12 protein-coding genes and 1 tRNA gene are annotated in these 15,327 nt (G+C 39.0%); 3 read left to right on the top strand and 10 right to left on the bottom strand.

All coding sequences use genetic code 11. The features are described 5' to 3' along the window. Window positions 1-29: 29 nt before the first annotated feature. The gene (locus tag ABIB30_RS25365) at window positions 30-1,049 is read right to left on the bottom strand and encodes an LLM class flavin-dependent oxidoreductase (RefSeq protein ID WP_354305816.1); all 1,020 of its coding nucleotides are present in this window, start codon (window positions 1,047-1,049) and stop codon (window positions 30-32) included. Window positions 1,050-1,165: 116 nt separating this feature from the next. Further along, window positions 1,166-2,212 (bottom strand): hypothetical protein, encoded by a 1,047-nt coding sequence (locus tag ABIB30_RS25360; protein ID WP_354305815.1) that lies wholly within the window; start codon window positions 2,210-2,212, stop codon window positions 1,166-1,168. 319 nt (window positions 2,213-2,531) lie between these two features. Here ABIB30_RS25360 and ABIB30_RS25355 point away from each other — a divergent pair, with 319 nt between their 5' ends. Then, window positions 2,532-3,632 (top strand): hypothetical protein, encoded by a 1,101-nt coding sequence (locus ABIB30_RS25355; protein WP_354305814.1) that lies wholly within the window; start codon window positions 2,532-2,534, stop codon window positions 3,630-3,632. Window positions 3,633-4,011: 379 nt separating this feature from the next. Here the strand turns inward: ABIB30_RS25355 and ABIB30_RS25350 are convergent. Beyond that, window positions 4,012-4,095, bottom strand: a tRNA-Leu gene (locus ABIB30_RS25350). Between the two features lie 242 nt (window positions 4,096-4,337). Continuing rightward, the gene (locus tag ABIB30_RS25345; RefSeq protein WP_354305812.1) at window positions 4,338-5,636 is read right to left on the bottom strand and encodes an esterase-like activity of phytase family protein; all 1,299 of its coding nucleotides are present in this window, start codon (window positions 5,634-5,636) and stop codon (window positions 4,338-4,340) included. A 210-nt stretch (window positions 5,637-5,846) separates the two neighbouring features. On the opposite strand from ABIB30_RS25345, the gene ABIB30_RS25340 reads away from it, so the two are divergent. After that, entirely contained in the window at window positions 5,847-6,017 is a 171-nt protein-coding gene (locus tag ABIB30_RS25340; RefSeq protein WP_084359010.1) for a DUF2158 domain-containing protein, read from the top strand. Window positions 6,018-6,150: 133 nt separating this feature from the next. Then, window positions 6,151-7,089 carry a hypothetical protein gene (locus ABIB30_RS25335; RefSeq protein ID WP_354305810.1) on the top strand — a complete coding sequence of 313 codons (939 nt, stop codon included), beginning with the start codon at window positions 6,151-6,153 and terminating at the stop codon, window positions 7,087-7,089. 70 nt (window positions 7,090-7,159) lie between these two features. On the opposite strand, the gene ABIB30_RS25330 is transcribed toward ABIB30_RS25335, so the two are convergent. From ABIB30_RS25330 to ABIB30_RS25305, 6 genes are all read right to left on the bottom strand, one after another. Continuing rightward, complete coding sequence (locus ABIB30_RS25330) at window positions 7,160-8,020, bottom strand: hypothetical protein (RefSeq protein ID WP_354305809.1); 861 nt, start codon at window positions 8,018-8,020, stop codon at window positions 7,160-7,162. Between the two features lie 7 nt (window positions 8,021-8,027). Next, a complete protein-coding gene (locus tag ABIB30_RS25325) occupies window positions 8,028-10,796 on the bottom strand; it encodes a TonB-dependent receptor (protein WP_354305808.1) in 2,769 nt (922 codons plus the stop codon). A gap of 102 nt (window positions 10,797-10,898) precedes the next feature. Beyond that, window positions 10,899-11,864, bottom strand: coding sequence for a cytochrome-c peroxidase (locus tag ABIB30_RS25320; RefSeq protein WP_354305807.1), 966 nt, complete (start codon window positions 11,862-11,864; stop codon window positions 10,899-10,901). A 76-nt stretch (window positions 11,865-11,940) separates the two neighbouring features. Then, a complete protein-coding gene (locus ABIB30_RS25315; RefSeq protein WP_354305806.1) occupies window positions 11,941-12,582 on the bottom strand; it encodes a YceI family protein in 642 nt (213 codons plus the stop codon). A 6-nt stretch (window positions 12,583-12,588) separates the two neighbouring features. Next, on the bottom strand, window positions 12,589-13,911 hold the full coding sequence (locus tag ABIB30_RS25310; protein WP_354305805.1) for a peroxiredoxin family protein: 1,323 nt from the start codon (window positions 13,909-13,911) through the stop codon (window positions 12,589-12,591). 27 nt (window positions 13,912-13,938) lie between these two features. Beyond that, entirely contained in the window at window positions 13,939-15,237 is a 1,299-nt protein-coding gene (locus ABIB30_RS25305) for a peroxiredoxin family protein (protein WP_354305804.1), read from the bottom strand. Window positions 15,238-15,327 lie beyond the last annotated feature (90 nt).

The following is a 15,327-nucleotide window of genomic DNA, read 5'->3' as shown; positions in this document are numbered from 1 at the left end:
GAGATTTTGTTATTTGTTTGAAACGCCAGTTAACCCTTCATCAACTCTGCAAAAAGCTTGTACGAATGCACTCTTGCCTGATGATCAAAAATGTGAGAAGTAACCATGACCTCATCAACCCCGGTCTGTTTAATAAAAGATTCCATATCTTCTTTGATAGTTTCAGGGCTACCAAAAAACGAGCAGGCTATCATTTGACTCACTGCTTCTTCTTCGTAATCAGTCCAGACACCATTCATATTGTCAACTGGTGGTTGTAATAGTTCAAGTTTACCGGTTACAACTCCCATAAAGAAACGTTTTAAAGAAGTGGCCAGTCTGTCTGCTTCTGCATCTGTATCAGCAGCGATTACGTTGACACAGGAAATTACATATGGTTCTTTGAGATGTTCAGAAGGTTTGAAATTCTGACGGTAAAGGTTGATTGCTGTCAGGAATTGTGCTGGAGCAAAGTGACTTGCAAAAGCGTAAGGAAGCCCCATAGCCGCAGCTAAACGCGCACTGTCAGTACTTGAACCTAATACCCAGATTGGAATATCAAGTCCTTCACCCGGAATTGCTCTGACACGGCTGTTTGCATTATCTGCAGAGAAAAAAGTCTGTAATTTGATAATATCTTGCGGGAAGTCATGTACAGCGTTAAAACGCTCTCCTCTGATCGCCATCGCAGTGGTTTGATCGGTACCGGGTGCACGGCCAAGTCCTAAATCTATTCTTCCTGGATATAACGAGGCTAAAGTTCCAAACTGTTCTGCAACGATTAATGGAGAGTGGTTAGGCAGCATAATTCCTCCTGAACCTACCCGGATAGTCTTGGTATTGCCTGCGATGTGACCGATCAGCAGCGAAGTTGCTGAGCTGGCTACACTAATCATATTGTGATGTTCTGCCAGCCAATACCTGGTATAACCAAATTTCTCTGCATTTTGCGCCAGGTCAACGCTATGAATAAAGGTATCAGAAGGTGTTTTTCCTGCAACTACTGTTGCTAAATCTAATACTGAATATGGGATACTTGATAGTTTCTTTTGATGTGTTTCATTTACCATTATGGAGCTCTCTACTAAGACAGGATATTTGCCTGTTTTATAAAATTAGAGATTAGTAATGGTAAAAATATCCGGTACTGAAAGATTTGACTTTACATACAGAAGTGTTGCAAAGCTTAAATAGACAAGCGGTCTAATTCTGCAAGTATCCATTTGCCGTTAATCCAGTAACCGGAGAACTGAATAGTATCTTCGCCCTTTTCAATTCCAAATTTAACGGTCACTTCCAAACTTATTTTACCGGATGCATACAGGTCATTATCGTAATTTCCAATTTTATAGCTTACTGATTTATTCTTGCTGACCGCATACTTAGTACTTTCAAGATATTTGGAAACTGAACTGATATCATTTAATATTTCACTATAATATTGTTCAGGGTGTTTATTCATTAGCGTCTGAATATTTGTTAATATTTCTTTCTCCTGATTGCCTGGTGAACCTTTTAATTTATTACCTGCCATCTGCAGGATATCTGAACGGAAATACTGGATAAAATCTGCCTCAGAAAGCAGATAAGGAAGGTCTTTTACAGGAGTGTGCGCGACCATATCGTTTAACACTGCATCGATAAAAATCTTAGGGTCTGAAACACAAGTTCCTGCAGTTATCCAATGGTCATCTTTGATAGAATGAGCTGTTGAATAAACAGGTAATGAATTCGCCGCATCTGGTTCTTCATTTCCGATAGCAGGTTCAAAACTAATCTTATTACTTTCTGCAGTCTTAAGCCAAAAGAAGTTGTCTTTGACTGCTGTCAATAGCCAGTGATCATCCTGTTTTAATAAGTCCAGTCTGATAGCCAGTGTATCAGCGGCATGTTTAAATGCGATATATAAGGTGAGTCTGTCTGGTGTTTGGGAATTGTATAAAACCTGGTTAGTGGAGAAGTAACTGTTATAGAAAGTAGTATTTGCGGGAGTAATGTTTTTGTTTTTAGCTTTATTCAGCAGCTTATTCCATGCATTGATCAGTAATGGTGCAGCAGATGGAGCATCTGGGAAGATCGATATTTGACTCAAATCCTCTTGATTTAAGAAGGCAGCCGCGAGGTCTTTGCCCAGAGAATCAGGCATTATTTTACAAGTTGTTTGTCCATTTACCCTGATGTTGAAAATCAGGCAGATGATGATAACCAATACTATTGTCTTTTTTCTCAGCATATATGATTTATTATTATTTGAATCAAGGCTAAATAGCTATAATTCCGCGCAAAGGTAAGGAATCTATTTTTCTGATTTTGCAGCCGCAGCTTATGTTAAATGAATTGGTTAGGCAATTGAAAATCATCCTAATTGAAGGAGAAAAATACGGGTTTCCGTATTTGCCCGATTTTCGCCACGTTAATACGCCGCTTGGCGTAAAAAAAAACTAAGCTTAGTTTAATTATGATACTTGATTAAATCTAAATTAAGTATGATAAAAATATTAAAAAACAGTTCAGTTAAACTTATTTTTTCACTAGTTGTTCTGGTGTAACCTATGCTTCCTGTAAAAAAGGATAAGACAGAAACTCAGCCTAATTGTGATATGGCAGGAACGTCTATATCTAGTGCAAAAGAAAGTTTTGAAAAGAACTCACAAATTATTGAGCCTAATTACACAGGTCAATCATTTCTTTCAAAAGAACTATTGGACAATAGAAAGTTAGATTGGGATAATGCCTTTTCACAAAGTAACGGAGATACCGTTGCTGTATTTGTACCTGTTATACTTTCTGCAAGAATTACACTGGTAGATGGAGGCCTAACTGGCGCTCGGTTAGATAATCTCTTATACCTGAGACTTATGACGACCTCTAAAGCATATGATGGAAGTAAAGCAGAAATGATTTCAATGATTCCAGATCAAGTTTGGGAAAAAGACAAGAACTTTAGTGGCCACATGTTTATAGAAAATTGGTTTGTGCCAAATCTTTCGGTCGTTGCCAGAACTAAAAACTCAACGGTTCCAACAAACATTAGTAATGAAAAACCAGGTGACAAAGTTGTTAACGGATTCCCGCAGTGTTATACAGCCATACAAACGTCATGTGTTGGTGCTGGTGGTGGAGAAACTTGTTATACCAATACTCGTACAGTCTGTCTAGGAGGTGGAGGTAATAGTGGGGGAGGTAGTGGCGGTGGCAGCTGGGGAGGTGGCGGAAATAGCGGCGGCGTTAGTGGTGGTAGTGGTGGTGGTGGAGCTGGAGGCGGTGGAGGTGATGCTCCTAATGGCAATAGTGATCAACCAAATGGAACCTGGAAAGATGATATAGTTATACTGGCATTGCCTCCGGGTAAGAAGATAAGTGATATTAAAAAATTTCTAAAATGTATTGATGTCAATAAGAATGCGGTTGTAACCATCTATGTAGATCAACCAAAGGACAATTCTAGTGACACTTGGTCTGGATCAACGCTTGATCCAGAAGTTAGTCATACATTTGTTTCGGTTCAACAAGGAGCAATTACCAGGACACTTGGATTTTATCCAAATAATGCTGTTAACCCAATTACCAGTCCCCAGACTTCTAGCACTTTAACTGAAGATGAAGGACATAAATATAGTGCTCCTAAATTTTCAGCTCAAGGGATTAAATAAAGAATTGATTAATAAAGATTTAAATAAAATATCTATTATACCTTATAAGTCACTACCAGGTAAAGTAAAAGAAATAACTCTTGATAAAGATCAAATAGAGGATAATATTTACGAGATTAGATATGATAATAAATATTATTTCACAGTCCTGCTTGAAAACCATCTAATAAAATCATTTACATTGGTCAAAAAGGGAAGTGAGCATAATAAAATGTTTCTAATTATTTAAGATAAAATATACAACAAATCGATAATAAAAGAATGAATGGGATTTAAGTAAAACTTAGATCCCATTTTTTATTTAGATTTAATTCAAGACTGGGAATAAAAAAGCCTGTAAACTTTCGGTTTACAGGCTATAATGAGCTTGATATTGGTGTGCCCGAAGAGAGACTCGAACTCTCAAGGATCTTACTCCAACGGCTTCTGAGACCGCAACGTTTACCAATTTCGCCATCCGGGCATTAAAATTCTGGATATCCGCTCTGTGGCGACAAATGTAGCATTATTTCTGAAATGATATAAAATATTCAACAAATTTGTTCACGTTTTACTAGAAGATATTAAAACAGCAAATCATTTTAAACAACTGGATTCAAAGTGATCAACACTAAAGATTAAGCTACAAATCAGAGAATCTGACAATTACAAAGAGGCCTCCTATCTTCCAGACAAGAGGGCTCTTCTATTTTTATTATAAAAATATTATAATTTAATCTTCACAAAATATAACCTGTTGCGGTCAACTGTCTTCGTAGCTGGCAGAATCTTAGGTGCAAATGAACCATTATCTCCCGGAACTACTCCAAAGTCGTCATCATTTGAGATAACCAGCGTATTTCCGTTCACTAATGCCATCCCTTCTGCTTTATCATGCGGATAAACGGACGGCAAATCTTTTAAAAGATCAAGTACAACTGTTTTGCTGACCGGTACGATGCCTGCTGTCTGAAGACCCGCCAGATCTTTTAATTGTTCTGGCGTTTTACCACCAAATAACCTGCCTGCTGCACTGTTTGTAGCATCAGAAAGATCTGTAGCCTGAGAAAGATCAATCTTAAATACTTTTTTAAAGGATGCAGGAGTAGTTGGCGATCCTCCATAATCTCCGTCCCTTTCCAAGGTTAAAAATGTCGTATTATTTATCGCCAGAATCTCACTAACTCCAGTTAGCGAAGCATTTTCCTGTAAGTAAGCATATTGCTTAGTAGCACCGGTAGCAATGTCAAAAGTCAGAATACGCAGTACCACAGATCCTTTTACTTCTGCTTTAGAAGGATTAAACATTGGAGACTGCATGATTCCCACTAAAGTTTTTCCATCAGGAGTGATCGTTAAGCCCTCCATACCACGATTTGGTTTACGTCTTGAAAGTACCGCAGGAAGTTTACGCCCACCTGTGCCATCTCCAAATGGATTAATCCGCTCAATGGTCTTGCCAGATGGATCAAAGTGAACCAGATGAGGCCCGTATTCATCACTCACCCAAAAACTGCCGTCAGCAGCGCGAACTAATCCTTCGGAATCAAGCCCATCTTTACTTGGTGCCAAAACGACCCCATTAAGATCAATTGCAGTTTCTTCAGTAGAGCCTGCACCCGGCAGATTTGGCAAACCGTTTAAGTTTATTCCGGCAGCATTTTTCAATAATATGGTTTGTTCCAAAATTAACTTCCCTTCTTTCAAACGGAATTTACCTATCTGAGGCGTAAAGCCGGGCTTACCAAAAATCTTTATATTATCTGCAGGTCCATCTGCATTAGGGCCGCGGTCTGTTAACAGGTAAAAGACTGCGGGGTCATTGGGATCAGCTGCCACAGCAGAACCAAAGCCTCCATTATATACTTTTACGCCGTTCGCTGCGGTCATCAATACCGCAGGGTCCGAAGCTTCGGCCATATCAGGATAAGTCATATTTCCAGTGATCGTTCCCTCATTATTCTTTTTACAAGAATACAAGGATACGGTAAGCATAAGGCAGGATGATAGTATAGCTTTTTTCATAAAAGATGTTTAGATATGTTTTACAAAAAAATGGATACACTGTCAACTCAGTGTTAAGCCAATATTGTTTAATAGCACTATAACTATTTCAAAATAGTATAAGTATTTCATTAATAATACAGGCATACTACATTTGTAGTAGAAATTACCTATACTCGTAATATCAAAAGCAGATTTCATTAATAAAACCAAATACTAAAACTGAATCCTATGGCAAAATTTGCAACAGGCGCAATTGTAGCGCTAAAATCGGGCGGCCCGAATATGACAGCCGGTACGCTAACAGAAGTCGGTTATGTGACTTGTTTCTGGTTTGATCAAAACCAATCTCTTCAAAGTGTGACCCTGCATGAAGATCTTCTTGTTGAAGCTGTGGTCTAAAAGACAAAGGCCTTATTGAGCAAATCAATAAGGCCTTTGTCTTTTTTGTCTGCCCCATTTTAAGCTTTAATTCTGATTTTATTTATATTGACAGAATTCTATCAGAAATTCAAAGCATCTTTAACGTCTATCTATGACACAACTTCTGAAAACAACCTTCGCAATAGCTTCTATTGCAATCATTTCTTCTTGCAGCACTGCAAAAAAGACAACGATGAATACCAGGTTGCAAAGTTTTAAGTATAACTACTGTGCACCAAACATTCCCTACCTTCAACATGAAATTCTCTGGAAAGATTCAATTAAAGTTGACTTGTCGAAAACGGGAATTTCCCCGCACGATCAACTTCTTTGCCAGATTTTAGGAATCAGCAGTGCAATCAATGAACTCTGGACAATGAAGCAAACCACAAAGGAGTCTGTATCCGGAACATTCTTGCTCAGACAAAAAGTAACCAGCAGAATATTGCTGGCACAGACTCAATTACAAGCAGTAGCCGCTGAATTGGATTGCGAGGGAGAACGGGCCGATATGGCTGCGGCTTATCTGGATGGTATTAACAGTAAAAGAAATACAAAACTAACTATAGGATCTGTGATTCTGGGAGCATTAACAACTGTTGCTACAGCTGTCATCACTAAAAACAGCGTACAAACTGCTGTTGGTGTGGGTGGTGGTTTAGTTAGTGCGGGTTTAGGAGCGCTGACTATAAATCCCAAAGGGAAACAACTGGAGTTTGAACATGAGCACAATTTGTTACGTACAATCTGGTCTGAACCGAAAACAAATACCGATTATCCAGAATTTGTATGGGAGATGCTTCATGAAAAAAGCTTCAGTAATAAAGGAGATGTAACCCTTTCGCAAAGCATTAAAAACAGATGGATACAATTTGAATTTGATGGTCGGATTGATCAGGATCAGGAAGCGTTATTATTTGGTAAGGGAGGCTATTATCGTTCAGACGATTTACATACGCGTGCAACAATGATTAATCAATTACAGTCTACGATTCGTTCTCTTAACCAGGATTTAACAAGTTTAATTGCTTTTATTTCAAAGACAGATTAAAATAACTTCTGAATTGATCTTATATCTTTTTAAGGATATCAATTCAGAAGATACTCCATACAGTTTAAGCTTAGTTATGAACAATAATTGTAGTGGTCAGTTCCGGTGAACCACTAACCAGCCCATTAACAAACAGCGTGTAAATCTTACCATTCTCCAGTACAATACCTGTTAATGAATTTCCAATCAGAGGAACTACACTTTGATCAGCTGACTTTTTTAGTTGAAAACTAAGGTTTGTTCCTGCATCAATTTCTTTAAAAGGCCCTAAAGTTTTCCAGGTAAGACCAGTAATTGTGGAAGGAGATTTTCCATTCGTGTATGGAATTACTACCTGGTCTCCAAAATTCCCGTAACTAACTCCCTTAAAAATAGCTGCCCCACTGGTATAGAAGAAATCAAGGGAAGGAGCATCAGGAGAAAAATTGGCAAACCTGATCTTTGCCTTGCCTGGAGAAGGAAGAGACAAATCATCATAAACCAAAATTAAACTGTCTACATTATTTGGGTTTAAAGTACTTGTTAAACGTTTTTTGACAGTAAACAAAGTATGTGCAAAATCTGCAATAGGGCCATTAGGTCCAGAAAAAGAAGTTGTATTACTTTCCTGAACAAAGTTTGCACTTCCACCAAAAACATAAGATGCTTTATAGGAAGTATTGGCGCCTTCAGTTACATTATACTGAACTTTTCCAAACTGAGTTTCCAGATAAGGAGAAGCTGTATTCCTTGACAATAAAGCTGGCGTGACCTTTCTCGTAAAGTCCCAGAAATTAACAGCAACTGGTGAAAGCCGTGCATTAACAAACTTGACTTTAGCACTCAATGCGGGCCGGTCACCGGCATCAACATCCAGATAGTCTGCTTTATGGCAGCCAGAAAACAAGAATGTGCTGATTATAATAGTTAGGTTTAAGTTTGAATTCTTCATGATCTTATTATTTAAAAGTAGCTGATAACCTGATAAACGGCTGAATACCTGTAGTTGTACCTGCCTGACTGGCACTTGGAGCCTGGGTTCTGGTAATATTACTTCCTGGCGCCGGAATAGAATAATCGCCCAGTACATTGAATAAATTATTTACCCCAATGGTAGCCTGTAATTCAGGAGTAATACGATATCCGGCTGAAAAATCTGTAATCCACACCGGGCTAAAGTCCTGATAATAATAGTCTGGCTGAGGAAAGTTAGCATTCAGCTGGCTTACGGCTGTCACTTTACCAAAGTATACCGTTCTGAGCAGCAGATTAATCTTTTTATAATTATAAGTACCCTGCAAGGTGATTTTCGTAGCAGGGATACTTGATGTGACTCTGGCTTTCTCACTTTCATCAAAAATGATATAACGATAAGCTTCCAATCCTTTAGGAGTGTTTACTTTGGTCAGTGTAGTTTGCTGAAAATTACCACCTGCTAAAAATGCTGCGCTTGAACCATCGGGCAATAAGAATTTATAGCTTCCTGTAAATTCAATACCCTTGGTTCTCGTATTAAATGAGTTATAAAAGAATTTGGCCTGTATGGTTCCTGTTTGTACAAATAATGCTCTTACATCAGCTGGTAAGTTGGTATCCGTCGCAGAAAAACGTCCGGTATTCCCTACCCGGTCTTTAATATCAATCTGATAAGCATCAAGCGTCAGCTCTATATTTTGTAACGGTTGAGAAGTAATACCTGCCGAATAGCCTTTAGACCTTTCTGGTTGAAGGGCTGGTATACCAAGTGCTTTAGTAGCAGGATTTACATTGTTTGCTGTCACCTGATCAATTGCAACTCCATTCTGGAAAGTGGTAGAGGTTTCTGTATAATAAAATTGAGCGAGATCAGGAGCTCTAAAACCTGTATTATACCCTCCTCTTATAGCCAGCCATTTAGCAAAGCTATAACGTGTTGCTGCTTTGAAAGTACTCACACTCCCAAAATCAGAGTAATTCTCTACACGAAATGCACCAGAAACCAACCACTTATTAGTTACATTCAGTTCCAGATCAGCATAAGCGGCAGAAATGGAACGCTTTACATCAACAGCATTACCGGGCCGGAAACCAGCATGGATTTGTGAACCCGGAGACAGGCCGTTCAATGGCGTACTACCGATATTATTAAAATATGGAATACCTCCTGTAGTATATTGCACGTCATATATCGGGCTCAAATCTGCTTTGGAATAAGAACTCTCCTCTCCTGCTTTAATCTGATAAGTTTCTACTCTGTATTGACCACCGAAAGCAACGTTTAAACCACTCAGTACTTGGGAGAACTTCCTTGTAAAATCAATACTTCCGCTATTCTGTGATGCGTTATAACTACCCGCATTAAAGGTTCTTGGTGTTTTTTGTCCTAGACTGGCATTCAAAGAATTGGTAATTATATTATCAAAAGCATTCCTTCCATAAACATTGGATACATCTACATTCCATTCTTTTATTTTTCCTTTTACGCCAACTGCGAAAGACTGATCTGTTATAATGTTGTCCATTGCGGGCAGAAATCCATCAGGATAGACAAAGGTATTATTCCGCTCCGTCCATCCAGGTAATCTGTAGACTGCAGTAAATTGGGAATTGCGATGACTGATCCCTCCAAAAGAATAGATTTCAAATCCATCTTTCAAAGGGATAGCTGCGTTAAAAGAGAGCAGACCTTCTATAGCTTTATTAGTAGATCCGCGCTGATCAAAGAAATGACGGTCAATACCTCTTGAAGCCAGTATAGCATCATCAATTTCTTTGGTATATATCTGATCGAAGCCCCTGGTATTGGCTCCGCCGCCATAAGCAGGTCCAATATAAATTCCATCAGAGTTCTTCCCAACAGGCAAAGAAACTGCCTGTGTTGCGTATTCTCCGGTCACATTGAAATACCCCTTAGTTCCTAACTTCACACCAAAATTAGCATTGGTACGGGTAGTCAAGCCATCTCCTCTACGGCGTATACTTTCAATGGTACTCACTGTTAACTGGTCAACGTTACTTTTCAATACGATATTGATCACACCAGCAATCGCATCAGATCCGTATTGCGCCGCCGCTCCATCCCTCAATATTTCGATTCTTTCAATCGCTCCGACAGGAATTGAATTCAGGTCATATCCGGTTGCGCCATTACCTAATCCCCCCCAGCTGATGTTCGAGCTTTTATGTCTTCTTTTGCCATTCACCAATACTAATACCTGATCCACTCCCAAACCTTTCAGCTGAACGGTAGATGTCGCTGAAGCTGCATCACCACCGCCAGAAACTGAGGAATGAAAAGAAGGAGATACATATTGAAGTAATTGCGTAACACTGGATTGGGGAGCGTATTCCTGCAAGGATTTCAGATCGATAATATCGACCGGAACCGGAGAGTTTAATTTGGTTCTGTTCGCACTGCGTGAACCGACAATCTGTAATTCATTGAGGTTATTATCAGCTTGCTCCAGGTTGATATTAAATATGGCAGATTTTCCAATTTCTACTTCCTGGGTTTGATAACCGATATAGGAGATAACCAGAAACCTTCCATTTTTAACAGGTATTTTAAAAGATCCATCTTTTGCAGAGATCGTAACTCCATCCAGTCCTTTGATCTGGATAGAGACGCCCGGCAAGGGCAGATGATCTTCTGCGGAATAGATAATGCCGTTGATTGTTCTTTGCTGCGCAAATGTATTTGGGGAGATCAGCACACCCAAAAGAAAGAATAAGAGTAAAGTTTGTTTCATGTATAAGAGTTAATTTGGACATAACAATGGCCGTTCACAGTCAAAAAAGGCCGTAATTCAGCATGTAAAAAGTATAATCGGTTTATTTCAGGGGAACCTGAATCATGGTTTCTTCTTTATAAATCTGTCATCCGTTAATGAAATCAGGAAGGACTCCAGGTCAGTAATTTCATCTTCAGCTAATCCCAGAGGTTTACTTAAGGACAGATCTCTATTTTTACCATTTTTGATAATCAAATCTGGGTTATTGTAATAGCTGATTACTTCTTTCAAAGTCTTAAACATCCCGTTATGCATATAGGGCGCCGTTAAGGCAACATTCCTCAAACCTGGAATTTTAAAATGTCCTTTATGCTCTGGGTTTTTGGTCACTTCATAACGGCCAGCATCTTTAAGTTCGTTTTCGTTGAACAACCCGATCCCCTTAAAGCGATCAGCAGTAAAATCTTCCCCGGAATGGCAATTATTGCAATTTGCCTTCCCTATAAAGAGCAGTCTTCCACGTTTAGCGGAGGCAGAAACAGCCTGATCATCACCATTGATATAGCGGTCATAAGGACTGTTAGCTGTTTCAAGCGTTCTTTCATAGGCAGCAACAGCTAACAAAAGGTTCTTTTCTGTGGGTGGACTATTAAAAATTTTTTGAAATAAAGCTGCATAAGTCTGATCTGTTTTCAGACGCTCCACAGCCTCGGCTATAGGAAGGTTCATTTCAACCGGATTAATTATAGGCTGAAGCGCCTGTTCCTCTAAAGAAGATGCTCTTCCATCCCAAAACAAAGTTGGCCGACCAGAAAGATTGGTGATAGACGGAGAGTTTCTTGTGCCTTTAATACCTCCAACACCCACGCTCACTGCCGAGGTATCTGCAAATGCGAATTCCGGTTTATGACAAGATGAACAGCTGATAGACTTATCTTTAGAGAGTACCGGATCAAAAAAAAGTTTTTCTCCAAGCCTTTCTTTACTATTAATGACGGCTGGATCATCAGCTCCAAAGCCAGCAAGAATAAATACCAGGAAACTTATGAGCAGCAAAACATTTATTTTAACGGGGATCATCAGCATATCATTCTTATTTCATTTACAAAATGACAAAGGAGGATAAGAACTATCCTTCCTTTATCAGTCAAAACATCGGTTATTATTTAGTAGCCGCCAGCTGAATATTCAGTTCAAATTCATCAGAGATTGTTTTGTCTCCAAGGTTCTCAAAGAAACTCTTAGACCTGAACTTAATACCGTATTTAGTTCTGTCGACCAGGATTTTTGCAGTCGCTGTAAGTTTAGACTGGTCAATTTTAACGCTGGCAGGAAAGCTGACCTCATTCGTGATTCCTTTAATCGTCAGATTGCCTTTAACATCATAAAGACCAGCACCTTTAGATACTGCAGAAGTGATCACAAATTTGGCTTTATCAAATTTCTCTACAGCAAAAAAATCATCACTTTTAAGGTGCCCTAGTAATTTTGCGTTACTCTCTTTGTCAGTGATATCAGTCACTACAATAGATTTGGTATCCAGATCAAAACTTCCGCTTCTTAAAACATTATTTTCTACATTGAGTGAGCCTGAACTCACAGCTATAGTCCCGGAATGTTCCCCGGTGACTTTTTTTGCAAGCCATGTAAGTTTACTGTGTGCCGCATCTACTTTATAGGGTACTGCTTTTACGTATTTTCCAATCGGATCTTTCAATGGGACTAAAGCCATGCGATCGATCATAGAAAAGGAAGAAAGAGCCAGGACTGTTCCAATGGCAACTAATGCATTTATTTGTTTCATATTTTTCTAGGGATTTTGGGTTTCTGTTTGGGCACTGAAATAAGAAGCTGGCGGAACTGGTTCTGCCAATAATTCATCCAGTACTTTGTTAAATTTCTTCTCGTACGCTGCGTAGTATTTGCCGGTTACTGTTCCGGTATAACCTGTATAAATTTCTCTGACCTCTCCTTTACGGTCAATAATAATCGTAGTCGGATAGGCCACAAATTTGTTTAAGGCAGGCAATTTATCGGCAACTAATCTTTTATCGGCTAATCCGCCGAAAAGGATATCATATTTGATATTATATTTATCACGTAATTTCCCAAGTGTATATTTACCATATTCCAGATCGTCCTTTTGCTCGAATCCTATCGCGATAGCCTCTACACCACGGGTTTTATTTTTATTAAACCATGGAGATAAAAAGATAGTCTGATCTGTACAATTTGGACACCAGGTACCTACCAGCTCTACAATAACCACTTTACCTCTATACTTTTCATCAGTTAGTGAAACAGGCTTACCCGTAAGGTCAGGGAAGGTAAAAGCCAGCTTTTTCACTCCTGCTTTCAGCGCAGTCAGGGTATAAGGATCAGGTAATTCTGCTTTGCTGTCTTTAACACCTGTAAACTTCAGGTTATCATAAATCCCCTGGCTGATCTCTCCCGACAAGGTACCGTCTTCGTTAATTGTACCTTTATAAATTTTAGGACTTGGGCCACTAAATCCAGACAATACGAATTGGTTCCCTTGTACTGTTCCTTCCAGTTCACGGCTATCACCAGTCACCTGTAAAATTACCCCGGTTAATTTATTCCCTGTTTGTTTCAGGATGGCTATTTTGTTTGGAACGGCTTCTTTGGAGAAACCTTTAAGCTCCCATTTCCCCGATAAATCTGCAGCGGGAGCTACGTCTTTTCCTGATTCAACAAAACGATAGGATTTACCTTGTTCAGCAGTAAAAGGCAAAGCGTTTCCTCTGAGGCCGGGTACAAGACTTCTATATTCACCACTGATTTGTCCATCGTTATCTATTTTAGCCACTAAGGCAGCGTCATAAGTATTCATTTTGATGAACAAAGAATCTTTGCCTAGATATTCGACATGAAAATCATCTCTCCGCGTCCCATTCAACAGTGTGAAAGTCGCGTGTTCCACATCCTTTCCTTTCAATTCGAAATTAAAAGGTACTTCAGTTTCACTAACTTTAAAAACACCACGCCAGATTCCTTCTTTAATGAATTTTTTAGCTGCTTTTGGATCTTCGGTTTTACCCGCTGCAAAAGAAGCAGAGGAAATTAGTACAGCTAGTGCCAGCACCCCTATTTTTGATACTTTAATTCTCATAATATATATTTTTGGTAGGTTGATTATTTATTTTCCTGTGGTAGTCGCTGCAACTGCCAGTTGAGGTACAGGTTCAGCAATGAGTTCATCGAGCACTTTATTGAATTTCTTTTCGTATTCCTCGTAATATTTACCAGTCACAGTTCCGGTGTAACCCGTATAAATTTCCCTGACGTCACCTTTTCTGTCGATAATGATAGTCGTCGGAAAAGCAACAAATTTGTTGAGTGCAGGCAGTTTTTCGGCAACAATTTTTTTGTCTGCTATACCACCAAATAGGATATCATAAGTAATCCCGTATTTTTCTTTCAATTTGCCCAGCGTATATTTTGCATATTCTAAATCATCTTTCTGTTCGAAGCCTATTGCAATAGCTTCTACGCCACGTTTTTGATTCTTTTTAAACCATGGAGCAAGAAAAACTGTCTGGTCGGTACAGTTTGGGCACCAGGTACCGATAGTTTCGATAATGACAACTTTACCTTTATATTTATCATCGCTAAGGGAAACTTGCTGTCCTTTTAAATCAGGAAAAGTGAAGTCAAGTTTTTTATAGCCTTCTTTTAAAAAGGTAAGTTTATAAGGATCTGGCAATTCTGCTTTTTCATTTCGCAAGCCATCAAACTTCAAGTTCTTATAGATTCCAAAGCCTTGTTCGCCTGTGATGCTGTTATCGTCATTGATTTTTCCTTTCACAATAAAAGGGCTTGGGCCTGTAAAACCTGAAAGTTCGAATTCATCACCTTGTACAGTACCTTCCAGTTCACGTGTATCTCCCACAACGGTCATAATTACACCTGTCAATTTATTACCAGATTGCTTTAAGAGTGCGATAGATGCAGGGACGGCCTCTTTAGTGTAAGTTTTGATTTCCCATTTACCAGAGATATTATGTTTTGGGGCGATTTCTTTCCCCGGCTCTACAAAACGGTAGCTTTTACCATATTCTGCGATGAATGGTAAAGAATTACCCCTAAAACCTGGTACAAGACTACGATATTCACCAGTCAGGGTTCCATTGTCTTCAATTTTAGCAACTAAAGCTGCATCGTAGGTATTCATCTTTACATAGATCGAATCCACACCACGGCGTTCTACATGAAATTCATCACGTCTTGATCCATTAATCAAAGTAAGTAATGCATTTTTTGAATCTTTGCCTTTGAATTCGAAATTAAAAGGAACTTGCGATTCACTGACTGTAAAAACGCCACGCCAGATCCCTTCTTTTGGAAGAGGTTTTGAATCATTAGCGGAGGCAGTTCCGCTGATCAGTACGACCGAGGTTAGTAGTCCTGCCAGTTTAGAGGAGAATTTAGTTTTCATAATCATCTTTATTAGTGTTAAGTCCTATTTTTTATAGTCTTTCATAACAAAGCCACGAACTCATAACGATTCCTGCCAGTTCACAATTGA

This window comes from Pedobacter sp. UYP1 (genome assembly GCF_040547305.1).
GTDB lineage: Bacteria > Bacteroidota > Bacteroidia > Sphingobacteriales > Sphingobacteriaceae > Pedobacter.
The sequence above is the reverse complement of the archived record's forward strand: the minus strand, read 5'-3'. Positions and strand labels throughout refer to the sequence as shown.

Excerpts from the sequence above, each read along its gene's own strand:
- ABIB30_RS25325 (WP_354305808.1), bottom strand. The coding sequence starts at position 10,796 with ATGAAACAAACTTTACTCTTATTCTTTCTTTTGGGTGTGCTGATCTCC.
- ABIB30_RS25365 (WP_354305816.1), bottom strand. The coding sequence starts at position 1,049 with ATGGTAAATGAAACACATCAAAAGAAACTATCAAGTATCCCATATTCA.
- ABIB30_RS25305 (WP_354305804.1), bottom strand. The coding sequence starts at position 15,237 with ATGAAAACTAAATTCTCCTCTAAACTGGCAGGACTACTAACCTCGGTC.
- ABIB30_RS25320 (WP_354305807.1), bottom strand. The coding sequence starts at position 11,864 with ATGCTGATGATCCCCGTTAAAATAAATGTTTTGCTGCTCATAAGTTTC.
- ABIB30_RS25355 (WP_354305814.1), top strand. The coding sequence starts at position 2,532 with ATGCTTCCTGTAAAAAAGGATAAGACAGAAACTCAGCCTAATTGTGAT.
- ABIB30_RS25340 (WP_084359010.1), top strand. The coding sequence starts at position 5,847 with ATGGCAAAATTTGCAACAGGCGCAATTGTAGCGCTAAAATCGGGCGGC.
- ABIB30_RS25315 (WP_354305806.1), bottom strand. The coding sequence starts at position 12,582 with ATGAAACAAATAAATGCATTAGTTGCCATTGGAACAGTCCTGGCTCTT.
- ABIB30_RS25330 (WP_354305809.1), bottom strand. The coding sequence starts at position 8,020 with ATGAAGAATTCAAACTTAAACCTAACTATTATAATCAGCACATTCTTG.
- ABIB30_RS25310 (WP_354305805.1), bottom strand. The coding sequence starts at position 13,911 with ATGAGAATTAAAGTATCAAAAATAGGGGTGCTGGCACTAGCTGTACTA.
- ABIB30_RS25360 (WP_354305815.1), bottom strand. The coding sequence starts at position 2,212 with ATGCTGAGAAAAAAGACAATAGTATTGGTTATCATCATCTGCCTGATT.
- ABIB30_RS25345 (WP_354305812.1), bottom strand. The coding sequence starts at position 5,636 with ATGAAAAAAGCTATACTATCATCCTGCCTTATGCTTACCGTATCCTTG.
- ABIB30_RS25335 (WP_354305810.1), top strand. The coding sequence starts at position 6,151 with ATGACACAACTTCTGAAAACAACCTTCGCAATAGCTTCTATTGCAATC.